This window comes from Mycobacterium sp. E3251 (genome assembly GCF_001666835.1).
In the GTDB taxonomy this organism is placed as follows: domain Bacteria; phylum Actinomycetota; class Actinomycetes; order Mycobacteriales; family Mycobacteriaceae; genus Mycobacterium.
This window is the reverse complement of record NZ_LZJF01000163.1, coordinates 26327-49078: the sequence shown is the minus strand read 5'-3', so window position 1 is coordinate 49078 and position 22752 is coordinate 26327. Positions and strand designations below refer to the sequence as shown.

Here is a 22752-nt window from a genome sequence, read left to right as displayed (position 1 = left end):
GCGGCGCAAACGTGACCGCCCTAGTTGGGCGGACCCGGCGCCCGGTCCATGTCGAACACCCGGGCGTGCAGCACGGTGCGGTTCCGCAGCGCCGCCCGGACCGCGCGGTGCAGGCCGTCCTCGAGATAGGTGACGCCCTTCCACCGCACGGCGTGCGGGAAGAGGTCGCCGTAGAAGGTGGAATCCTCCGACAGCAGGCGGTCCAGCGCCAGCACCGTGGTCGTCGTGACCAGTTCGTCGAGGCGGATCTGCTGCGGCGGAATCTGGGCCCAGTCGCGGTAGGACAGCCCGTGCTCCGGATACGGCTTGCCCTCGCGCACGCCCTTGAAGATCATCGCCGGATCTTTCCCGACGGCCTGTGCCGCGACCGGTTCATGCTGGACAGGCTAACCGGAAGACGTGCCTACAGCCTCGAGGCCACCGCAATTCCGCCTGCCGGCGCCGAGTGCCGCCGCCCCCGCCGCGGCAACCGGCCGCTGTAACGGTTAGCACGGCTTGCGACCCGTAAAATGAACCCGGGTCAGCGCGGCGCAGGGAGGTGACAACGAGTGGGAAGTGCCGACGATCGTCGCTTCGAGGTGCTGCGTGCCATCGTCGCCGATTTCGTTGCCACCAAGGAACCCATCGGTTCCAAGAGCCTGGTGGAGCGTCACAACTTGGGCGTCTCGTCCGCGACCGTCCGCAACGACATGGCGGTGCTCGAGGCCGAGGGCTACATCACCCAGCCGCACACCAGCTCCGGACGGGTGCCCACGGAGAAGGGCTACCGGGAGTTCGTCGACCGGCTGCACGACGTCAAGCCGCTCTCCTCGGCCGAGCGCAGCGCGATCCTGAGCTTCCTGGAGTCCGGTGTCGACCTCGACGACGTGCTGCGCCGGGCGGTGCGCCTACTGGCCCAGCTCACCCGTCAGGTGGCCGTGGTGCAGTACCCGACGCTGACGTCGTCCACCGTGCGTCATCTGGAAGTGATCGCACTGACGCCGGCCCGCCTGCTGATGGTGGTCATCACCGACACCGGTCGCGTGGACCAGCGGATCGTCGAACTGGGCGATGTCATCGACGATCACCAGCTGTCCCAGCTCCGGGAGATGCTCGGCCAGGCGTTGGTGGGCAAGAAGCTCTCGGCGGCGTCGATCGCCGTCGCGGACCTGGCCGGACAGCTGCGCGCCCCGGACGGCCTGGGCGACGCCGTCGGCCGCTCGGCGACGGTGTTGCTGGAGTCGTTGGTGGAGCACACCGAAGAACGCTTGCTGATGGGCGGCACCGCCAACCTGACGCGCAACGCCGCCGATTTCGGCGGCTCGCTGCGCTCAATCCTGGAGGCGCTCGAGGAGCAGGTGGTGGTGCTGCGGTTGCTGGCGGCCCAGCAGGAAGCCGGTAAGGTGACGGTGCGTATCGGCCATGAGACGGCCGCCGAGCAAATGGCGGGCACCTCGATGGTGACCACCGCCTACGGCACCTCCGACACCGTGTTCGGCGGAATGGGTGTGCTGGGGCCCACCCGGATGGACTATCCGGGAACTATCGCCAGCGTCGCCGCGGTTGCCCTTTATATCGGCGAAGTCCTGGGTGCTCGATGAACGCGCACCCGCTGGATGCTCAAGCTTTGTGGGCGCGGGACAAGGACCAGGTTTAGGAGAGTCAGGCGTGGCACGCGACTATTACGGGCTGCTCGGGGTGGGCAGAAACGCCAGCGATGCGGAGATCAAGCGCGCGTACCGCAAGTTGGCCCGTGAGCTGCATCCCGATGTCAACCCGGACGAGGCCGCGCAGGCGAAGTTCAAGGAGATCAGCGTCGCCTACGAGGTGCTGAGCGACCCTGAGAAGCGCCGCATCGTCGACCTCGGTGGCGATCCGATGGAGGGCGCCGCCGCCGCGGGCGGTGGCTTCGGCGGCGGCTTCGGGGGCCTCGGCGACGTGTTCGAAGCCTTCTTCGGCGGCGGCTTCAGCGGTGGCGCGACCTCCCGCGGTCCGATCGGCCGGGTGCGGCCGGGCTCGGACTCGCTGCTGCGCATGCGGCTCGACCTCGAAGAGTGCGCGACCGGTGTGACCAAGCAGGTCACCGTCGACACCGCGGTGCTGTGCGACCGCTGCCAGGGCAAGGGCACCAACGGCGACTCGGTGCCGGTCCCGTGCGACACGTGCGGCGGCCGCGGCGAGGTCCAGACGGTGCAGCGCTCGCTGCTGGGTCAGGTGATGACCTCGCGGCCATGCCCCACCTGCCGCGGCGTCGGTGTCGTCATCCCCGATCCCTGCCACCAGTGCATGGGCGACGGCCGGGTGCGGGCCCGCCGAGAGATCAGCGTGAAAATCCCCGCCGGGGTCGGCGACGGCATGCGGGTGCGGCTGGCCGCCCAGGGCGAGGTCGGGCCCGGGGGAGGGCCGGCCGGCGACCTATACGTCGAGGTCCATGAGCAGGCCCACGACGTCTTCGTGCGCGAGGGTGACGACCTGCACTGCACGGTGTCGGTGCCCATGGTCGACGCGGCGCTGGGCGCCACGATCACCATCGACGCCATTCTGGACGGCATCAGCGAGGTCACCATTCCGCCTGGCACGCAACCGAATTCGGTCATCACGCTGCGCGGCCACGGGATGCCGCACCTGCGGTCGGGCACCCGGGGCGATCTGCACGTCCACGTCGAGGTGGTGGTGCCCAGCCGGCTGGACCACCACGACACCGAGTTGCTGCGCGAGCTCAAGACCAGGCGCAGCCGCGACGTGCCCGAGGTCCGCTCGACGCACGCCGGCGGCGGCCTGTTCAGCCGGCTGCGCGAAACCTTCACCGGCCGCTAGCTGCGATCTGGGAAAGGCGCGCACATGGTCGCGACCCTCTTCTACGTCGACGCGCTGCCCGATACCGGCTCGCTGGCCGTCCTCGAGGGCGACGAGGGGTTTCACGCCGCCACCGTGCGGCGGATCCGACCCGGCGAACACTTGGTCCTCGGCGACGGCTCCGGCGGCCTGGCGCACTGCGAGGTCGAGCACGCCGGCCGCGACGGGTTGAGCGCCCGGGTACTGAAGCGCTGGAGCGTCGCGGCGGGGCAACCGCCGGTCACCGTGGTGCAGGCGCTGCCGAAGTCGGACCGCTCGGAGCTGGCCATCGAATTGGCCACCGAAGCCGGGGCGGACGCCTTCGTCGCCTGGCAGGCGGCCCGGTGCGTGGCCAGTTGGCAGGGTGCCCGCGTGGACAAGGGCCTGCGCCGGTGGCGCGCCGTCGCCCGTTCGGCGGCCCGGCAATCCCGACGGGCGCACATCCCGCCCGTCGAGGGCGTGCTGTCCACCGCGGGACTGGCCGAGCGGATCCGCGACGACGTGGCCGCAGGAGCCGTGGCGCTGGCCCTGCACGAGTCGGCCACCGACCCGCTGACCAAACTCGATATCGCCCGCGCGACCGCGCTGCTTGTCGTGGTTGGTCCCGAAGGCGGCATCGCGCCCGACGAGATCGCCGCGTTGACCGAAGCGGGGGCGGTGCCGGTGCGGCTAGGCCCCCAGGTGCTGCGCACGTCGACCGCCGCGGCGGTGGCGCTGGGGGCGCTCGGCGTGCTCACCCCACGGTGGGACCACGCCTCCACCCTGTAGGGCGTAGCGCGATCGTGCCGCGTCGTCGCTGGTCCCGGGCGGACCGGTGCGGATGGGCCCGTCGCGAGGCAATCATCCGCCCCCCGCGAATACGCGGCTGAAGGCTGACCAATCTGGGGCCCCGGCGTAGACTTAGGCAGCCGAGCAAACCACCGACAAACCGAGAAAGCAGGCATCGAGAGCCACGTGACGCCCCGCGAGACCAGCGCTGTTGACGCAGCCGGAGGCCTCCAGGCCAACGCCGAAGTACGCAGCAGCATCGATGTTCCGCCCGATGTCGTCGTCGGCTTGTTGGGCTCGGCGGACGAAAACCTTCGCGCGCTGGAGCGCAGCCTGAACGCCGACCTGCACGTGCGTGGCAATGCCGTGACCGTCTCGGGCGAGCCCGCCGACGTCGCGCTGGCTGAGCGCGCGATCTCCGAACTCGTCGCGATCGTCGCCAACGGTCAGCCGTTGACGCCGGAGGTGGTCCGCCACAGCGTCGCCATGCTGGCCGGCACCGACAACGAGTCGCCGGCCGAAGTGCTCACCCTGGACATCCTGTCGCGGCGCGGCAAGACGATCCGGCCCAAGACGCTCAACCAGAAGCGCTACGTCGACGCGATCGACGCCAACACCATCGTCTTCGGGGTCGGCCCGGCCGGCACCGGCAAGACGTACCTGGCGATGGCCAAGGCGGTCAGCGCGTTGCAGACCAAACAGGTGAACCGCATCATCCTGACCCGGCCGGCGGTGGAAGCCGGTGAGCGCCTTGGCTTTTTACCGGGCACACTCAGCGAGAAGATCGACCCGTATCTGCGGCCGCTGTATGACGCCCTGTACGACATGATGGATCCCGAGCTGATCCCCAAGCTGATGTCCGCCGGGGTCATCGAGGTCGCGCCGCTGGCGTATATGCGTGGCCGCACGCTGAATTCGGCCTTCATCGTCCTCGACGAGGCGCAGAACACCACCGCCGAGCAGATGAAGATGTTCCTCACCCGGCTCGGCTTCGGATCGAAAATGGTCATCACCGGCGACATCACCCAGGTGGATCTTCCCGGTGGCGCCAAGTCGGGCCTGCGGTCGGCGATCGAGATCCTGGACAGCGTCGAGGACATCCACATCGCGGAGCTGACCAGTGTGGACGTGGTACGCCACCGGCTGGTCTCCGAAATTGTCGACGCCTACGCCAGATTCGAAGAGCCGGGCCTGACGATGAACCGGGCGGCTCGGCGCGCGTCGGTCTCTCGTGGGCGCCGGTGATGAGGGCTGTGACTGTTTGATGGGCGTCTCATGAGCATCGAAGTGTCCAACGAGTCGGGCATTGACGTCTCCGAAACGGAGTTGATCAGCGTCGCACGGTTTGTCATCGCCAAGATGGACGTCAACCCGGCGGCCGAGCTGTCGATGGTCCTGTTGGACACCGCGGCCATGGCCGACCTGCACATGCGGTGGATGGACCTGCCCGGCCCGACGGACGTGATGAGTTTCCCGATGGACGAGCTCGAGCCGGGTGGCCGGCCCGACGCCCCGGAGCCGGGTCCGTCGATGCTGGGTGACATCGTGCTGTGCCCGGAATTCGCGGCCGGGCAGGCCGACGCGGCGGGGCACAGTCTCGGCCACGAGTTGGCACTGTTGACCATCCACGGCGTGCTTCATCTGCTGGGCTACGACCACGGCGAGCCGGACGAGGAAAAAGAGATGTTCACCCTTCAGGACCGGTTGCTCGAAGAGTGGGTCGCCGAGCAAGTCGAGGCCTACCATGAGGACCGCCAGCAGGAGCGGGACCGTCAGTTGCTGGACAAGTCAAGGTATTTCGACAATTGAGCTTACTTAAAGCACTCGGAATCGCGGCTGCGGCCGCCATCGCCTTCGCGCCGATCTCGTTGATGGCCAACACGATCGGGGCGGCAGAGGCGGCCCCCTGCGCCGGCGGCGGGTCGAACCCGACCAGCTGCAATTGGTGTCAGTATCTGGTGGCGCAGTATCACACCTCCAACGTGTGCTCCCAGGACGCGCCGCCGCGCCGGGCTCAGCCGTCCCCGACCCAGGTGCAGGTTCCCGAGCTTCCCCCGTACGTGCCGCCGAGCCCGGAGCCGGTGCATGCGCCGCCGGCCATCCCGCCAAACCTGCCGCCCACCAACCCAGTTGCCACGATCAACCCGCCGGGCCCCGACGCGTCGAGAAACGTCTCGGTGGTGGCCCCGCCGCGGGGGCTCGACGTTCCGCCGCAGGCGGTCGCGGCGGCCAAGGCCGCACCGGCGACGCGGGTCAATCCCGCCGACCCCCCGAAGCCACCGAAGCAGGTCGACTTCAACCAGCGGGTGCAGAATGTCGTCAGCAACCACCGGGAAAACGTCGACGTCCTCAAGGTCGACAATCAGAAGCTGGTCCGCCCCCGCCACTGGGACTACGTCGACTACGACGACGCCTACCGCCGCCCGGCGCTCTTCAACCCTCTCAAAGAGGGCATGGTCTTCCGCTACTCCTACAACGGTGCCGACCGCGAGGCGTATCTGGCGCCCGGTTCGCGCATCGTGCTGGACGCCGCGACCGTCGGCGTGGTCCCGTTCACCGCGGTCGGTGACAGCTGGGTGGCGGCGGGCAGCTTCTATGGCGGTGGCTCGGTACCGCCGGACGGCTTCAACGGCCCCCCGCCACCGGACTTCAAACCGCCGGCCCCCCCGAAGCTGTACCAGACTGTCCTGGTCGCTGTCCCCGCCGCCACCCAGACGGTGGAGGTCGCCCAGGTGGCGGTCGTGGGCCGGGACGAAAGCCAGCCCGGGGGCAGTCAGCAGACCTTCCTGCTCGACGACTCCACTATGGCCTGGGGCGAGATCAACGACTCCAGCAGCAGCAGCGCCCAGATCAGGGTGACGAAGACCCAGTCGTTGCCGCACGCCGGGCCGACCGACGACGGCAACTTCCTGGTGGTGCTCGCCGTGCGGCCGCACGAGGAGCCGACCCAACCCGCCCCGCCCTGGTGGCCTTCGGCGCTGGGCTACGGGACGCTGGGGATAGTGGTGTGCCTTACCGCCTGGGCCCTCAGTCGGAAGCGGAGCGACGACGACGTAGGGGAGCCTGTCACCACGTCAAGGTCTTCCGGGAATTGACCGGTCTTTCTTGGCTGCTCGGCGCGATGGCGCTCATCGCTATCGGCGGGCTGTTCGCGGCGATCGATGCCGCCATCAGCACCGTGTCGCTGGCCCGTGTCCAGGAGCTGGTGCGCGAGGAGCGGCCCGGCGCCGTGTCGCTGGCCGAGGTGATGGCCGAGCGGCCGCGCTACATCAACCTGGTGGTGCTGCTGCGCATCACCTGCGAGATCACGGCGACCGTGCTGTTGGTGCTTTTCCTGTACGACAACTTCGGCCTGAGCTGGGCGTTGTTCGGGGCCGCCGCGACCATGGTGGTCATCAGTTTCGTCGTCATCGGGGTCGGTCCGCGCACGCTGGGTCGCCAGCACGCGTATTCCATTTCGTTGACGACGGCCGTTCCGCTGCGGCTCATTTCGTGGTTGTTGATGCCCCTCAGCCGGTTGCTGGTGGTCCTGGGTAATGCGCTGACGCCGGGGCGCGGCCTGCGCAACGGGCCGTTCGCGTCCGAGATCGAGCTTCGCGAAGTCGTGGACCTGGCCCAGCAGCGCGGCGTGGTCGCCGCCGACGAACGCCGGATGATCGAGTCGGTCTTCGAGCTCGGCGACACCCCGGCCCGCGAGGTGATGGTGCCGCGCACCGAGATGATCTGGATCGAAAGCGACAAGCTTGCCAGTCAGGCGTTGAACCTCGCGGTGCGCAGTGGGCATTCGCGCATCCCGGTGATTGGCGAGAACGTCGACGACATCGTCGGCGTCGTGTACCTCAAAGACCTTGTGCAGCAGAGCTTTCTTTCGGGGGATGGCGGCCGGGGCATTACGGTGGCGCAGGTGATGCGTCCGCCGGTGTTCGTGCCGGACTCCAAGCCGCTGGATACGCTGCTGCGCGAAATGCAGCGCGACCGCAACCACATGGCGCTTCTCGTCGACGAGTACGGTGCGATAGCCGGACTGGTGAGCATTGAAGACGTGCTGGAGGAGATCGTCGGCGAGATCGCCGACGAGTACGACCAGGCGGAGACGGCACCGGTAGAAGACCTGGGCGACAGACGTTTCCGCGTATCGGCGCGGTTGCCCATCGAAGACCTCGGCGAGCTCTACGATGTGGACTTCGACGACGACCTCGACGTCGATACCGTCGGCGGCCTGCTCGCCCTGGAACTGGGCCGGGTTCCGCTGCCCGGGGCCGAGGTGGTCTCGCATGGCCTGCGCCTGCAAGCCGAAGGCGGCACCGACCACCGGGGGCGGGTACGGATCGGCACGGTCCTGCTGAGCCCGGCCGAACCCGAGTCCAATGGCTCCGCCGGTCGTGGGGCCGACGAGCATGGCTGATCGGCGGGGCGCCGGCGAATGACCGAATTCCATTCCGGCTTCGTGTGTTTGGTCGGCCGGCCGAACACCGGTAAGTCGACACTGACCAACGCCCTCGTCGGCACCAAGGTGGCGATCACCTCGACGCGGCCGCAGACCACCCGGCACACCATCCGCGGCATCGTGCACCGGGAGAACTTCCAGATCATCCTGGTCGACACGCCGGGCCTGCACCGGCCGCGCACCCTGCTGGGCAAGCGGCTCAACGACTTGGTGCGCGACACCTATGCCGAAGTCGACGTGATCGGGTTGTGCATCCCGGCCGACGAGGCGATCGGCCCGGGTGACCGATGGATCGTCGACCAAATCCGTTCCAACGCACCGAAGACGGCGCTGGTGGCCATCGTCACCAAGATCGACAAGGTGCCCAGGGACCGGGTGGCCGCGCAGCTGGTCGCGGTCAGCGAGCTGGTCGGCGACTCGGCGGAGATCGTCCCCGTGTCCGCGGCCACCGGGGCACAGATGGACGTGCTGATCGACGTGCTCGCCGCGGCGCTGCCCCCCGGCCCCGCGTACTACCCCGACGGCGAGCTGACCGACGAGCCTGAGGAAGTCCTGATGGCGGAGCTCATCCGCGAGGCCGCCCTGGAGGGCGTCCGCGACGAGCTGCCGCACTCGCTGGCGGTGGTCATCGACGAGGTCAACCCCCGGGAGGACCGCGACGACCTCATCGACGTGCACGCGCTGCTCTACGTCGAGCGCGACAGCCAGAAGGGGATAGTCATCGGCAAGGGCGGCGCCCGGCTGCGACAGGTGGGCACCGCGGCGCGCGGCCAGATCGAAAAGTTGCTCGGCACCAAGGTCTACCTCGACCTGCGCGTCAAGGTCGCCAAGAACTGGCAGAGCGACCCCAAACAGCTTGGTCGGCTGGGCTTCTGAAGTTTGGTGGCATCGACGACGGGTAGCCGTCGCGTATGACCCAAGCACAGTGGGCTTTAGTGACCGGCGCGTCCAGCGGCATTGGGCTCGAACTGGCCAAGCAGTTCGCCCAACACGGCTACGACCTCGTCGTGGCGGCCGAAGACGACGCCATCAGGGACGTACCGGACAAACTCTCCCGGTGGGACTGCACCGTGCAGCCGATCCAGGTCGACCTTCGCACCCCCGAGGGGGTGGAGCACTTGTACCAGAGCACGATCGAAGGCGACCGCGTGCTGGCCGCCGCGGCCCTCAACGCGGGCATCGGCCGCGGCGAGATGTTCCTCAAGAGCGAACTCGCCGACGACCTCAGCATCGTCGACCTCAACGTGCGCTCGACGGTTCACCTGGCCAAGCTGGTGTTGCGCGACATGGCGAATCGTGACTCGGGCAAGGTGCTGTTCACGTCGTCCATTGCGGCCCAGATGCCGGGTTCGTATCAGCCGGTGTACAACGCGTCGAAGTCTTTCGTCCAATCGTTCGCCGAAGCGCTCCGGGATGAATTGCGCGGCACCTCAATCACTGTCACGGCGCTGATGCCCGGACCGACGGACACCAATTTCTTCGGCCGAGCCAAGATGGTTGAGTCCCTGATGGGCAAGGGCGCCAAAGACGATCCGGCCAAGGTCGCCCGGCAAGGGTTCGAGTCGCTGATGCGCGGCGATCAGAAGGTCGTCGCCGGGTCGGTCCTCGTCAAGGCCATGGGTGCTGCCAACCGCGTGCTGCCCGACAGCGTCAAAGCCGTTGGCAATCGGGTGATGTCGCGCCCGCGGAGATGATATGGCGGTGACCCGCGGCGCCCGGGTTCCCCGCGCTTGCGATCGCCGCTAGGCAAGCACGCGGATTGTCTGCAGTGACGGATCCGCCGCGTCGGGGACGTTCATGCCGGCGCGCACACCGGAACACAGGTAGTCCAGCACAGCCCCGTTGAGGCGCTCGCCGGGTACGACGGCGGGAATGCCCGGCGGATACGGTGTGCACTGCTCGGCGGCGACGCGGCCGGCGGCTCGGTCGGTGGATACCGATTCGACGCGCCCGAAGAACGCGTCGCGCGGCAGGCAGACGGTTTCCAGCTCCATCTGCTCCGGTGACGGCAGGTCGATGCGTGGTGGCGGCTCGAAGTCGTGGGCGGCTTTGCGCCAGGCCCACAGCGCATCCGTGAGGCGGCCGGCGGTGTCTTTGTCGTCGGCCATCGACAGTGTCGCCAGGATGCGGCGGTGATCGCTCATCCCGGTGTCGATGTGGGCGTGCTCGCGCAGCCAGTCGTGCGCCTGATAACCGGAGGTGCCCGTGGCGGACACGTCCATCAACACTTGCATTCGGTCCAGGTCGTGCGACGCCTGCACACCGAGCAATTCGTCGTCGAGCACCTGTACATCCGGGATGGATTCGATGTCCTTGCGCAGCTGGCACGCGAGATCCAATGCCCCATCCAGTAATTCGTGCCCGTGCTGCACCATCTGGCGCCGCCACCCGTCCATCGCGGCGTACACCAGGACGTTGGGGCTGGTGGTCATCAGCAGGTCCGCGCAGGCCGACAAGCGGTCTTGATCGATCAGGTCGCCCTGCACGTGAAACACGGAGCCCTGTTCGAAGCCGGCGCCCATCTTGTGGACGCTGACAACGCAGACGTCCGCACCGGCATCCATCGCCCAGGTCGGTAGGTTCTCGTGGAACGGCAGGTGCGCCCCCCAGGCCTCGTCGATGATCAACGGCTTGCCGCGCGCGTGGCAGACCTCCGCGATCCCCGCGATGTCGGCGCAGGTGCCATACGGGCTCGGGCTGACGATGAGCGCACCGGCGGCGTCGGGGTGCTTTTCCCAGGCCTCCGCCACCTGCTGCGGTGACGGGGGGTGCGAGAAGTGATGCTCGGCGTCCCAGCGGGGGGTGATCCACCGGGGCTGCACGCCCGAGAAGATGAGGCCCGCGACGATCGACTTGTGGCTGTCCCGGCTGACCAGCAGGCTGCCGTCGCCGCCGGCCACGGCCATCATCGCCGCCTTCACCGACAGCGAACTGCCGCACGTGGAGAACCAGGCGATGTCGGCGCCCACGGCCTCGGCCATCAGGTCTTCGGCGTGCTTGAGGTACTGGTGGCTGGTCCTGCGGTCATCCAGCCCGCCGCTGGCGAGCACGTCGTCGTGAAACGGCTCGCGGCCCAGCACCGCCAGGACCCTGTCATCGGTGCCGCGGCCCTGCCGGTGGCCCGGCGGCGTGAACCCGTACCGGTTCTTTTCCCGGTAATCGACCAGCGCATCTAACAGGGGAGCATCAGATTGGTCCATTGATCCGGTGTACCCACGTTGCTCCCGGCTATGCGACCGCCTCGAGCAACCCGCGCATTGATGGTGCCCGGTAGCCGAATTCGTCGAACAAGAACGTGATTCGCTCCCGGTCTCCGCCGATCACTCTGCCGCGCCCCCATTCCCGGTGTGGGCACCGGCAAACCCGAAGCCGCACAAGCGAAGTCAACTTGAAAGGCTTCACTTCCGCGGCGTGGCGCCGGACACCGGCGGTGTGCCCGTTTCGGCGTTCCACCACATCGTCGGCTGCTTGGTCGACCACCCGCACACGGCCTCCAGTTCGGCGGCCAGCGAGATCAGCATGCCCTCGCTGTTGGGCGGCCCCATCAACTGCACGCCTATCGGCAACCCCTCGGAGGTGAACCCCGCCGGCACGTTGATCGACGGCCAGCCCAGCACATTCCACGGGAAGGTCAGCGGGCAGGCGGCGATCATCGCGCGATCGGTGCCGAAGCCGCTCAACCGGTCGAAGGCGCGCGCCAGCGGCGGCGGCTGGGCGGTAGTCGGAGCCAGGACGACATCGACGATGTCGAAGATCGAACCCACCCGACGCTGGGCCTCGGTTTCGTGCCGGCGCGCGGTACGCAGGATCGCCTGACCCAACACGTGGCCCACCCGCAGGTTGGACACCGTGCGGGGGTCGAGGATCACCCCGTCGCCCAGCCGCTCCTCCCAGTCCCGCAGGCCGGCGGTCGACCGGGCGAGGAAATCCCACGACAACCGCAGCCCGTAGTCGGGGTTGCCCGGCACCACGGTGTGGCCGAGCAGCTCGAGCTGGCTGGCCACGGCTCGCGTCGCCGCCAATATCTCGGGATGCAGCTTGGGCCGAAAACCGGTGTAGGGGAACCGGGTTGACAGCGCGATGTTCAGCGGGCCGGGCGCGATACCGACATAGTCGGAGGCGGTGATCGGGGGTGGCTTGTGCCGGTCGCCCTCGACGTTGCCCGACGCCGCGTCGAGCACCAACGCCGCATCGGCCACCGTGCGGGCCAGCACGCCGTTGACCGTGATGCCGTTGAACGCCTCCGGCAGCGGCCAGGTGGAGATGCGGCCGCGCTGCGGCTTGATGCCCACCAGGTGCGTCCACGCGGCGGGGATGCGGACGCTGCCGGCCCCGTCCGAGCCGATCGCCGCGGTGACGAGCCCGGCGGCCACGGCGGCCGCGCTGCCCCCCGAGGAGCCGCCCGGGGTGTGCCGGCGCGACCAGGGGTTGCGGGTATGCCCGAACCCGGGTCCGCTGGTGAACGGCCACTGGCCCAGCTCGCAGGTGTTGGTCTTGCCGACGATCACCGCGCCCGCGGCCTTGAGGCGGCGAACCACCTCGGCGTCGTGGGTAGCGGGTGGGACATATCCCTCGGTGCCGAACGCGGTCGGCACTCCAGCAACGTCGACGTCGTCTTTGACCGCGATCGGGATACCCAGCAACGGCGCCGTGTCGCCGGCCGCCCGCCGCCGGTCCGCCGCCGCCGCGTCGGCCAGGGCCGACTCGGTGAGCACCACGCGGAAGGCGTTCAGCGTGGGCTGGCTGGCGTGGATGGCGTGCAGCGACCGGCGCACCAGTGTGACCGAAGTCACGGACCGGCTGGCAAGCTGATAGAGCAGGTCAGTCAGTGTGGGCAGGCGCTGGCCACCGGATCCGAAAATGGATCCAGGGCCTGACTCGAAAGCGCCAATCACGGGGTACGAGACTAACCGGCGCGGATACCAGCATTGTCGCGGCGGGGTGCAAAACTATGGTGATGCGGCTGTATCGAGACCGGGCGGTGGTGTTGCGCCAACACAAGCTCGGCGAAGCCGACCGGATCGTCACGCTGCTCACCCGTGACCACGGATTGGTTCGGGCGGTGGCGAAGGGCGTTCGCCGCACCCGCAGCAAATTCGGCGCGCGGCTGGAACCGTTCGCGCACATCGACGCGCAACTGCACCCCGGCCGCAATCTCGACATCGTCACCCAGGTCGTCTCGATCGACGCGTTCGCCACCGACATCGTCAGCGATTACGGCCGCTACACCTGTGGGTGCGCGATGTTGGAAACCGCCGAACGCCTCGCCGGGGAGGAGCGGGCCCCCGCCCCGACCCTGCACCGGCTCACGGTCAGCGCCTTGCGGGCGGTGGCCGACGGCCGCCGCTCCCGGGACCTGCTGCTGGACGCCTACCTGCTGCGTGCCATGGGCATCGCCGGGTGGGCGCCGGCGCTGACCGAGTGCGCCCGGTGCGCCACGCCAGGGCCGCACCGCGCGTTTCACGTCGGCGCCGGGGGCAGCGTGTGCACGCACTGCCGCCCGGCCGGTTCGACGACACCGCCGCCGGGCGTGCTGGATCTGATGTCGGCGCTGCACGACGGCGATTGGGTGTTCGCCGAAGAGGCCCCGCAATCGCACCGCAGCTACGTCAGCGGACTGGTGGCCGCGCACCTGCAATGGCATCTGGAACGCCAGCTCAAGACGTTGCCACTGGTGGAACGGACGTATCACGTCGACCGCACCATCGCCGAACGGCGCGCAGCGCTGATGGAGCAGTTGGACTGTGGCTAAAGCCGAGCGCAAGCTCAAGTCGACCGGCTTCCCGCAGTTGCCCCCGGCGCCCGACGATTACCCGGTTTTCCCCGACAAATCGACATGGCCGGTGGTCTTCCCCGAACTACCGCCATCCCGTGACGGCGGCCCGAGCCGCCCGCCGCAGCACACCTCCAAAGCAGCCCCGCCGCGTATTCCGGCGGACCGATTGCCCAACCATGTGGCCATCGTGATGGACGGCAACGGCCGCTGGGCCACCGAACAGGGACTGACGCGCACCGATGGCCACCGGGCGGGCGAGGCGGTAGTCATTGACGTCGTCTGTGGCGCAATAGAAATCGGCATCAAGTGGCTGAGCCTCTATGCGTTTTCCACCGAGAACTGGAAGCGGTCCCCCGAGGAGGTCCGCTTCCTGATGGGCTTCAACCGGGACGTGGTCCGCATGCGCCGCGTGAACTTGAAGACCATAGGGGTCAAAATCCGGTGGGTGGGTTCAAGGCCACGGCTGTGGCGCAGCGTGATCAACGAGTTGGCGATCGCGGAGGACATGACGAAGGACAACGACGTCATCACGGTCAACTACTGTGTCAACTACGGAGGTCGTGCCGAAATCGCGGACGCCGCAAAGGAAATCGCGCGCCTAGCCGCCGCCGGCAGGCTGAATCCGGAGCGCATCACGGAGTCGACGGTGGCGAATCACCTGCAACGGCCCGACATCCCCGACGTGGACCTCTTCCTGAGGACCTCGGGCGAACAGCGGTCCAGCAACTTCATGCTGTGGCAGGCCGCGTACGCCGAGTACATCTTCCAGGACAAGTTGTGGCCGGACTACGACCGGCGCGACCTGTGGGCGGCGTGCGAGGAATACGCTTCGCGCAACAGAAGGTTCGGGAGCGCGTAGTGGGGACCGGAAGCGCGGCGCAGCCGGGCGCAACGGGTCCTCACGGGGAGGATCCAATGCCATCACTGCAGGAGCGTCTGGCTTCGGTACTCGGCGTGGTCCTTGCGGTCCAGGAGGAGTCCGACGGGGCGCTGACGGTGCGCCATGCCGGGACCATCGCTTCGTTGCGGGTGGTGAATATCGCCGAGGACCTCGACCTGGTGTCGCTCACGCAAGTCTTGGCGTGGGATCTGCCGCTGACCAAGAAGATCAGCGATCAGGTCGCCAAGCAGGCCCGCGCCAGTAATTTCGGCAGCGTCACGACGATCGAGAAGGTCAACGAGAAGGCCGTGCAACGCAACTCGGGCAGGGGCGCCGCAAAGAGCGCCGACGTGATGCTGCGCTACAACTTTCCAGGCGCCGGCTTGACCGACGACGCGCTGCGCACGCTGGTGCTGTTGGTGCTGGACAGCGGCGCCGATATCCGTCGCACGTTGACGGGGTAGGGCGCTAGGACACCGCCGATTCGGCCAGAGCGGCGGCTATCGATCCCGGGGCGTTTCCGTCCACGCGGGTCTGCAGCAACGAGCGTAGGAGGTCTTGGTCGTGCTGAGCCGGTCGGGTCGAGTCGACGAACCGCTCGACGACTTCGACGAAGCGATCCGGGTCGTCTTTGAACGGCATGTGCCCGGAGTTTTCGAAGATCTCCAAGCGTGATCCGGGCATCGCCTCGTGGGCCATCCGGGCATGCTCTACCGGGATCACGAAGTCGTCCTCGCCCCAGATCACTTGCACCGGAATGGGTTGCGCGAGATAGCTTCGGTCCAGCATGGTGACGAATTGGCCGCGCCCGTCCACCACCGACCGCAAGGTGCGCGCGAACGCCGACAACGCGCGCGGGTCCCGGAAGCCCTCGAGCAGATTGACCACATCGGCGACATCGTGCCCGAGGTTGGTGGGGCCCAACACGGTAGCCATGGCCCGTCCGAACAGTCGAATCGCAGGCATCACGCCCGGCGTGCGCAGCATGGCCAGGGCCTCGCTGCCCAACGGCATCGCCGCCAACCGCAAGGCCACACTCACCTCCCGGGCGACGCCACCGCTGCTGACCAGCACGATGCGTTCTACCAACTGCGGGTACTGATAGGCGAATTGCATTGCGACACCGCCACCGAACGAATGCCCGACCAGCGTGACGCGGTCAATGTCAAGCGCGGCAAGCAAGTCGCGCATACCGTTCGCGAAGGCCGCCAACGAGTAGTCGGCGCGTGGTTTGTCCGATTCCCCGTGGCCCAGCAGATCCGGTGCGATGACCGTGAACCGTCGCGCGAGTTTGGCGTGTACCGGCTCCCATGCCGTGGACTTGTCGCCGACGCCGTGGATCAGCAGCAGAGCCGGTCCCGAACCGGCGATCCGGAAGGCCCGCCGGTAGCCATGGATGGTGCGAAATTGCAGTGACGGAGCCTCGACGTCGCGTACGGGCCGCAGGTGGGGCGATGGGTGGTTCCGCATGTTGCTCTCAATTCCCTCGAGTTCGTGCTTGCCTCGGCCCGTGGGCCACTCATGGGTAGGAGCACGCGGCGGGCGCGTGACGGGACACCTTTTCGGTAACTTTTTTCCGCCGTGCCGCGTTCGGCCGGCTTCGGGTCAACCTAGGTCCCGCACTGGGAACAGGTGCCGAAGATCTCGATGGTGTGGCTGACGTCGGAATAGCCGTATTTGGAGGCGACTTGGGCCGCCCACTCCTCGACCTCGTGGTCACCGACTTCGATCGTGGAACCGCAGCTGCGGCAGACCAGATGGTGATGGTGGTGTTCGGAGCACCTGCGGTAGACCGACTCCCCGGTGTCGGTGCGAAGTGTGTCGACCATTCCCGCCGCCGCCATTGACTGCAGCGTCCGGTAGACCGTGGTCAGCCCGATGTTCTCGCCGCGGCGGCGGAGCTCGTCGTGCAACTCCTGCGCCGAGCGGAAGTCGTCGAGGGTGTCCATCAGCGTGGAGATCGCCGCCCGCTGACGGGTCGACCGGACACTCGCGCCTGTCATTGGTGCCGTCCCCCGCACGCGGGTCCTGCATCGTGGCCGGCGCGTGTCATTGGGTGTCCTCGCTCGCGTGGGCGACCGCGTCCACCACGATGTGCGCCAGGTGGTGGTCGGCAAGCCGGTACAGCACCTCGCGGCCGGATCGCTCCCCGGCGACGACGCCGGCGGCCTTCAGGATTTTCAGGTGCTGGCTGACCAGCGGCTGCGGCACGCCGAGCGCGTCGACCAGCTCGTGCACGCAGCGCTGGGATTCACGCAGCTGCAACACGATGGCGATCCGCACCGGAGCGGCCAGCGCGCGCAGCAGCTCACCGGCCGCGTCGAGAATCTCCCGGGGCGGCGGGACGGGGTAATCGGCCGGCGCGTGTCCGCCGGGGCCGGTTTCGCCGTGCTCGTGGGCAACCACGCTCATCACCGGTCCCACGTCGCCGTCGGCGGTGGCCGACAACGAGGAAGGCGGGGAGGGGGACATCGCCATGGAGAGAGTCATCACCTCGAGAAGGGCCAGGTAGCGGGAGGGTGCGCCGTGCGGCGGTCGACTTCCACTGTCACATGCATGATGACGCATGTCAAAGACCGGGGGGCCGATCGTTACGATGACGAATGCTCTGCGCACGGCGGTCGAGCGCCGCTCGTGCCCGTCCTAACCCGGAAAGGGAGTGCACCACCCCGTGGCGTCCGTCATCGACACCGTAGTGAACCTGGCCAAACGTCGCGGCTTCGTCTTTCCTTCGGGTGAGATCTACGGCGGCACCCGGTCGGCGTGGGACTACGGCCCGCTGGGAGTGGAACTCAAGGAGAACATTAAGCGTCAGTGGTGGCGAGCGGTGGTCACCGGGCGCGACGACGTCGTGGGCATCGATTCGTCGATCATCCTGCCGCGGCAGGTCTGGGTGGCCTCCGGCCACGTCGAGGTCTTCCACGATCCGCTGGTCGAGTGCCTGAACTGCCATCACCGGCATCGCCAGGACCACATGCAGGAGGCGTACGCGGCCAAGAAGGGGATTGACGACCCCGACTCGGTGCCGATGACCGAGATCGTCTGCCCGGATTGCGGAACCAAGGGCCAGTGGACCGAGCCGCGCGAGTTCAACATGATGCTCAAGACCCACCTCGGGCCGATCGAGACCGAGGAGGGCCTGCACTATCTGCGTCCGGAGACCGCGCAGGGCATCTTCGTCAACTTCGCCAACGTGGTCACCACCGCGCGCAAGAAGCCGCCGTTCGGTATCGGTCAGATCGGCAAGAGTTTTCGAAATGAGATCACGCCGGGCAACTTCATTTTCCGGACCCGCGAGTTCGAGCAGATGGAAATGGAATTCTTCGTGGAGCCGTCGACCGCGAAGGAATGGCATCAGTATTGGATCGACACCCGCCTGCAGTGGTATCTCGAGCTGGGTATCGACCCGGAGAATCTGCGGTTATACGAACACCCTCCCGAGAAGCTTTCGCACTACTCCGACCGGACGGTCGACATCGAGTACAAGTTCGGCTTCGCGGGCAACCCGTGGGGCGAGCTGGAGGGCGTCGCCAACCGGACCGATTTCGACTTGTCCACGCACGCAAAACATTCCGGCGCCGACCTGTCGTACTACGACCAGGGCACCGATACCCGGTACATCCCCTATGTCATCGAACCGGCGGCGGGGCTGACGCGGTCGTTCATGGCGTTTCTGATCGACGCCTACACCGAGGACCAGGCGCCGAACGCCAAGGGTGTGATGGAGAAGCGCACGCTGCTCCGCCTGGATCCGCGATTGGCCCCGGTTAAGGCCGCGGTGCTGCCGCTGTCCCGGCACGCCGACTTGAGTCCCAAGGCCCGCGACCTGGCCGCCGAGTTGCGCAGGTGCTGGAACATCGATTTCGACGACGCCGGCGCGATCGGGCGCCGCTACCGGCGCCAGGACGAGGTGGGGACGCCGTACTGCGTGACGGTGGATTTCGACTCCCTCGAAGACAACGCCGTCACGGTGCGCCGGCGCGATGACATGACGCAAGAACGGGTCGCGATGAATGCCGTCGCCGACTACCTGGCGGCGCGGCTCAAGGGTTGCTGACCGGGGCTGGCGCCGCGCCCTCCGGAGCTCCCGCCTTGCCTCCTGACCGGCATCGACACCCCGCCGCCGCGCCTAATTAAACGTTTCGTAAAAAACCGCATTTGGGTAACCGATTGGCTTAGGCTCGATGCGGATGTTGCTCACGTGTCTAGTCGCCGGGGGTGGCTGTCGGTTCGCATGGGTGTAGGTGCCGTTGACTCGGTAGTCGGTGGGTTGGGGATGTGATGATTCCTGCTTTTATGTTCTTCCCCCCCGAGATCAACTCTGCCCTGATGTACGGCGGCGCCGGCCCCGGCCCGCTGTTGACGGCGGCATCGGCCTGGGAAGCACTGGCGGCGGATTTGGCGACGGCGGCGGCGTCGTTTGAGTCGGTTGTGACGGGAGTGGCAGCGGGTCCCTGGACGGGCCCGTCGTCGGTGGCGATGGTGGCGGCGGCGACGCCGTATCTGCAGTGGCTGATCTCGGCCGCCGGGCAGGCCGAGATGGCGGCCGCCCAGGCGACGGCGGCGGCGGCGGCCTATGAGGCGGCGTTCATGGCGACGGTGCCCACCCCGGAGGTGCTTGCGAATCGCCTCCGGCTGTTAATGCTCATCGCCACGAACTTCTTCGGTCAGAACACCCCGGCGATCGCGATGACCGAAATCGAGTACATGGAGATGTGGGCCCAGGACGTGGCCGCGATGGTGGGCTATCACGTCGGGGCGCAGACGGTGGCCGCGACGTTGCCGGCGTTCAGCGCCCCGCCGGTGGCTCTGGGCGGATTGGCGGGCCTGGTGACGGCGCCGCTGGACTTCGCGTCCCAGGCGTTCGGAGCGCTGGGGGCCAGCTTTGTTTCGCAGCTGCAGGCGGTGCTCGGGGCGTTCTTCCCCGGCCTCTCGTCCGTGACGTCCTTACTGTCGTCGATGCCGGTGACGACGATGACCGCCCTGGCGCCGATTGGCATGTACCCCGCGACCGCGCTGATGTCCCCGATGATGGTGCTGGCCCACAACGTCGGGCCGGCGGCGCCCGCGATGGCCGGTGTCACCACCGTGGCCGCACAGACGCCGCTCGCCACCGGCGGCCTCCAAGCGCCGCAATCGCTCGGTGGGCTGGGCGTCGCCACGGCGGGGTTGGGCACCGCTCGGTTCGTGGGAGCGATCACGGTGCCGCCGACCTGGCAGGGCTCGATGCCGGTGCCGGCGGTGCTGACCAGTCTCGCGGTGCCGGCGTTGGGCACCCAATTACCGACGCCGATCGCGACCGGGGGATCGTCCTCCGCGTCGCCCGCATCCGCCGGCTCCACGTCGGCCATGGCCATGGCGATGGACGAACGCGATACCGACAAAAACAAGACCGACCGCAGGGGCCGCCGCGGTGGGGAGAACCCACACGTTGTTCAGTCGCGGCCCAAGGTGGTGCCGCGGACCAAGGGCGGATAGCGGGGCCCACCGCCGTTCGCGGGCGCTGAGCCTGCTTGCCGGTTCCGGCCCGGGGGGTCGGGGATGCCCGCGGAAGCAAATCCACGTTTTTCGGGTATTTGTCTGAAGTTTGGCTTACGATATGCCTGCTTGCTGTTATTAGGTTCGGCCACAGCATCCGAAAGTCGGCTGTGGAAGGGGGCAACATGCTTTTGCCTCTTGGTCCGCCGTTACCAGATGACTCGGTCTCGGCGGTTCGGGGTGAGTCGGGGATGCTCGGCGGCCTGTCGGTGCCACTCGTTTGGGGTGTGGTCGTACCGCCGGATGACTACGACCACTGGGCCCCGAAGCCGGAAGTGAGCGCCGACCCCGGCGACGCGGCGGCCGACGCTCCCGCCCCGGCCGCGGTCGCGGACCCCAAAGAATGGAACGACTGGCAGCGGTGGGAAGGCGAAGCCGAGCCCCGCTTCGACGTACCGCGCAGCGGAGGCGTGATTCCGCATTCACCGGCCGCCGGTTGACCGCCGGGTTCTAGGGCGAGCGGCTCAGAATCGTCCGCCGCCGCCCATGAAGCCGCCGCCGGACGATCCCCCCGACGACCCGCCGAACGATGTGGGGCTCCAGCCGCCGAAGCCGCCCCGCATGCCCCCGCCGAGCAGATTGCCGATGATGATGCCGCCCAGCATTGCTCCCATGTCACCGCCCCCGCGCCGCGCGTAGGCGCGCTGAATCGATTGCACATCGGCATTGGCCAGCGACTGCGCCTGGGCGGCCAGCGTCGAGGCCGCATTGGCGTCCGAAATCGCCTCGGTCGGATGCGTCGCCCTCTTGTCCCGCGCGGCCTGCAGATATCGGGTGGCTTCCGCCAGCCGGGTGCGGGCCTCCGGGCCGATGCTGCCGCGGCGCGTATCGATGTAGCCGGAAACCGCTCGCACCCGCGACTCGGCGGTGAACAACGCCTGCTCCAATGACCGGTTGAGCTGCTCGGCGGCGGCCTGCTCCTGCGCCAGCGTGACCAGCAGCCCGTTGAGATCGGCATCCGCCCTGGACAACTCGGCGAACGCGCCGAGCGGGTCGGTGGAGCCGCCGGCGCGCGCGCGGTCGACGGCCCGTGTGGCCGCATCGCGCGCCGCGCGCAGATCGCCGGTGTGAGCGGTTGTCTGCCCTTTCTGCAAGAGCCCGCCCGCCCGGTTGATGTCGGCCTGAATGTCGGCCATGGCCGACGGCAGCCGGTCGATGGCGTGCTGGATGTCGCTGGCCGCGTTGTCCACCGAGTCCAGCAGCGCCCGCGCCTGCCCGAGCGCGGACTCCGCGGCGCGGACCGCATCCACCAAGCCGGCCTGCCGGCCGGTGACGGCTTCGGCGGCCAAATCCCGGGCGGTACCGATGTTGCGGTCGGCGAACGCCAGCCGCTCCTTGGCGGCCGAGACATTGCCCGACACGGAAATCAGTGCGGTAGCGTCGAATTGGTCGTGCAGCTCGGCCAGCCGCTGCTCTGACGGCGCTATCCGGGTGGTGAGCTCAACGTATTGCTGGGTCAGCGCGTCGAGCCGCGACGGGGCGTTGATCACCAGATCGCGCAGCTTCTCGAACGCCTCGGTCTGCGACTCCAGTTCCCGATCGGCGCGCGACGCCGACATGACGACCCGGGTGAGCAACTCGCGGCGCTGGTCGGGCGTCTCCGGGGTCCTGTCGTCCAGCTGCTGTCGCACCGTGAACGCTTGGGAGAGAGCGGCTTTGGCGTTGGTCAGGGCCTGGGTGAAGGGCTGGGTCCGCTCTTCACCGAACTCCGCGATCGCCAGGTCGAGTTCGTTGGAGCTGGTTCGCACGGCGTTGTCGACGTCCACGACGAATGCGCGCGACAGGTCGTCGAGGGCCTGCAGCGGCACGGCGGCCAGCGCTTCGGAGTCGGTGGGGTCGACCCGTCGGGCCGCGGCCAATTCGGCCGCGCGCCGGCGCCGACTGCGATAGCGCATGACCAACAGCAGGGCAGCCAGCGCGACGAGAATTATTGCCAGCGTGACCAGCAGGGCCACCCGGCCCGACGAACCCGGTGACGTGTTCAGCCCGTTGGCCGCCGCGACGGCGGCCCCGCTCCAGTCGCCGTTGTGCAAGGCGGGCTCGATCTTGTTGCGCCGCAAGTCATCGACCTGGCGGGCGTTGACGCTCTTGACGGTGGACGGCACCAGGAAGGCGTAGGCGCGGCTGCCGGTGGCGACGGCCAGCAGGGCGTCATAGTCGCCCAGATCGCTGGTACGCACCGTGCGCTGTGCCCAGTTCACCGGGCTCTGGTCGGAGAAGTCGTCGACGTAGACCACCCACAGCCGGATGTGGCGATCCGTGTACAGCTTGCGCACCGCGGACGTGACCGCCGCGCGGCCGGATTCCGACAGGGCGCCCGCGTTGTCGGTGACGTAATCCGCCAGCCGGAACGGGGGTTGTGCGCCGGCCCCGGGTGCCACGAGCAGGCCGCCGCTGAAAGCGATTGCGAGGATTGTCGCGATCACACCGAGCAGGCGGGCAGTGCGCATGACGTCAATCTAGCCCCGCGGCGACGCGGGCAATGAGCCGTCCGGCGGAGCGGTCCCTCGTCCTGCATTCCCTGGCAGA

The 22752-nt window shown here is 68.1% G+C and carries 22 protein-coding genes; 15 read left to right on the top strand and 7 right to left on the bottom strand.

The features are described 5' to 3' along the window. Positions 1-20: 20 nt before the first annotated feature. Positions 21-335 carry a type II toxin-antitoxin system VapB family antitoxin gene (locus A5697_RS20600; RefSeq protein ID WP_067946781.1) on the bottom strand — a complete coding sequence of 105 codons (315 nt, stop codon included), beginning with the start codon at positions 333-335 and terminating at the stop codon, positions 21-23. Between the two features lie 213 nt (positions 336-548). On the opposite strand from A5697_RS20600, the gene hrcA reads away from it, so the two are divergent. The 9 genes from hrcA (at position 549) to A5697_RS20555 (ending at position 9723) form a co-directional block, all read left to right on the top strand. After that, a complete protein-coding gene (gene hrcA, locus A5697_RS20595) occupies positions 549-1580 on the top strand; it encodes a heat-inducible transcriptional repressor HrcA (RefSeq protein ID WP_067203209.1) in 1032 nt (343 codons plus the stop codon). 67 nt (positions 1581-1647) lie between these two features. Then, complete coding sequence (gene dnaJ / locus A5697_RS20590) at positions 1648-2796, top strand: molecular chaperone DnaJ (protein WP_068011850.1); 1149 nt, start codon at positions 1648-1650, stop codon at positions 2794-2796. 24 nt (positions 2797-2820) lie between these two features. Beyond that, on the top strand, positions 2821-3582 hold the full coding sequence (locus A5697_RS20585; RefSeq protein WP_068011849.1) for a 16S rRNA (uracil(1498)-N(3))-methyltransferase: 762 nt from the start codon (positions 2821-2823) through the stop codon (positions 3580-3582). A gap of 186 nt (positions 3583-3768) precedes the next feature. Continuing rightward, the gene (locus A5697_RS20580; RefSeq protein ID WP_067944069.1) at positions 3769-4827 is read left to right on the top strand and encodes a PhoH family protein; all 1059 of its coding nucleotides are present in this window, start codon (positions 3769-3771) and stop codon (positions 4825-4827) included. A 30-nt stretch (positions 4828-4857) separates the two neighbouring features. Beyond that, on the top strand, positions 4858-5391 hold the full coding sequence (gene ybeY / locus A5697_RS20575) for an rRNA maturation RNase YbeY (RefSeq protein WP_068011848.1): 534 nt from the start codon (positions 4858-4860) through the stop codon (positions 5389-5391). A 62-nt stretch (positions 5392-5453) separates the two neighbouring features. Then, positions 5454-6677, top strand: a complete 1224-nt coding sequence (locus A5697_RS20570; RefSeq protein WP_067944077.1) for a hypothetical protein — start codon at positions 5454-5456, stop codon at positions 6675-6677. Next, on the top strand, positions 6674-7987 hold the full coding sequence (locus A5697_RS20565) for a hemolysin family protein (protein WP_068011847.1): 1314 nt from the start codon (positions 6674-6676) through the stop codon (positions 7985-7987). The genes A5697_RS20570 and A5697_RS20565 overlap by 4 nt, the downstream gene beginning before the upstream one ends. An 18-nt stretch (positions 7988-8005) precedes the next feature. Beyond that, positions 8006-8905: a GTPase Era gene (gene era / locus A5697_RS20560; RefSeq protein WP_068011846.1), complete on the top strand. Its 900-nt coding sequence runs from the start codon at positions 8006-8008 to the stop codon at positions 8903-8905. A 35-nt stretch (positions 8906-8940) separates the two neighbouring features. Further along, complete coding sequence (locus tag A5697_RS20555; RefSeq protein WP_068011845.1) at positions 8941-9723, top strand: SDR family oxidoreductase; 783 nt, start codon at positions 8941-8943, stop codon at positions 9721-9723. Positions 9724-9771: 48 nt separating this feature from the next. On the opposite strand, the gene A5697_RS20550 is transcribed toward A5697_RS20555, so the two are convergent. Next, the gene (locus A5697_RS20550) at positions 9772-11229 is read right to left on the bottom strand and encodes an aminotransferase class I/II-fold pyridoxal phosphate-dependent enzyme (RefSeq protein WP_068011844.1); all 1458 of its coding nucleotides are present in this window, start codon (positions 11227-11229) and stop codon (positions 9772-9774) included. 198 nt (positions 11230-11427) lie between these two features. After that, positions 11428-12924 (bottom strand): amidase, encoded by a 1497-nt coding sequence (locus A5697_RS20545; protein ID WP_068011843.1) that lies wholly within the window; start codon positions 12922-12924, stop codon positions 11428-11430. Between the two features lie 62 nt (positions 12925-12986). Between A5697_RS20545 and recO the strand changes: the two genes are divergently transcribed. The 3 genes from recO to A5697_RS20530 are packed head-to-tail and all read left to right on the top strand — an operon-like array spanning position 12987 to position 15149. Then, positions 12987-13781 carry a DNA repair protein RecO gene (gene recO / locus A5697_RS20540; RefSeq protein WP_067944075.1) on the top strand — a complete coding sequence of 265 codons (795 nt, stop codon included), beginning with the start codon at positions 12987-12989 and terminating at the stop codon, positions 13779-13781. After that, positions 13774-14664 carry a decaprenyl diphosphate synthase gene (locus tag A5697_RS20535; protein WP_068011842.1) on the top strand — a complete coding sequence of 297 codons (891 nt, stop codon included), beginning with the start codon at positions 13774-13776 and terminating at the stop codon, positions 14662-14664. Before recO ends, A5697_RS20535 begins: the two co-directional genes overlap by 8 nt. Positions 14665-14720: 56 nt before the next feature. Continuing rightward, entirely contained in the window at positions 14721-15149 is a 429-nt protein-coding gene (locus A5697_RS20530) for a hypothetical protein (RefSeq protein WP_068011841.1), read from the top strand. A gap of 4 nt (positions 15150-15153) precedes the next feature. On the opposite strand, the gene A5697_RS20525 is transcribed toward A5697_RS20530, so the two are convergent. The 3 genes from A5697_RS20525 to A5697_RS20515 form a co-directional block, all read right to left on the bottom strand. Further along, positions 15154-16155 carry an alpha/beta fold hydrolase gene (locus tag A5697_RS20525; protein ID WP_068011840.1) on the bottom strand — a complete coding sequence of 334 codons (1002 nt, stop codon included), beginning with the start codon at positions 16153-16155 and terminating at the stop codon, positions 15154-15156. Between the two features lie 140 nt (positions 16156-16295). Continuing rightward, a complete protein-coding gene (locus tag A5697_RS20520) occupies positions 16296-16688 on the bottom strand; it encodes a Fur family transcriptional regulator (protein WP_067944056.1) in 393 nt (130 codons plus the stop codon). A 46-nt stretch (positions 16689-16734) separates the two neighbouring features. Continuing rightward, entirely contained in the window at positions 16735-17163 is a 429-nt protein-coding gene (locus tag A5697_RS20515; protein ID WP_067944054.1) for a metalloregulator ArsR/SmtB family transcription factor, read from the bottom strand. A gap of 181 nt (positions 17164-17344) precedes the next feature. Here A5697_RS20515 and A5697_RS20510 point away from each other — a divergent pair, with 181 nt between their 5' ends. From A5697_RS20510 to A5697_RS20500, 3 genes are all read left to right on the top strand, one after another. Next, complete coding sequence (locus A5697_RS20510) at positions 17345-18742, top strand: glycine--tRNA ligase (RefSeq protein WP_197501074.1); 1398 nt, start codon at positions 17345-17347, stop codon at positions 18740-18742. A 224-nt stretch (positions 18743-18966) separates the two neighbouring features. Continuing rightward, a complete protein-coding gene (locus A5697_RS20505) occupies positions 18967-20163 on the top strand; it encodes a PPE family protein (protein ID WP_068011839.1) in 1197 nt (398 codons plus the stop codon). Positions 20164-20348: 185 nt separating this feature from the next. Continuing rightward, on the top strand, positions 20349-20663 hold the full coding sequence (locus A5697_RS20500) for a hypothetical protein (RefSeq protein ID WP_231972126.1): 315 nt from the start codon (positions 20349-20351) through the stop codon (positions 20661-20663). Positions 20664-20687: 24 nt separating this feature from the next. Here A5697_RS20500 and A5697_RS20495 read toward each other — a convergent pair whose 3' ends face one another. Beyond that, positions 20688-22673 (bottom strand): TPM domain-containing protein, encoded by a 1986-nt coding sequence (locus A5697_RS20495; RefSeq protein WP_068011838.1) that lies wholly within the window; start codon positions 22671-22673, stop codon positions 20688-20690. Between the last annotated feature and the right edge of the window lie 79 nt (positions 22674-22752).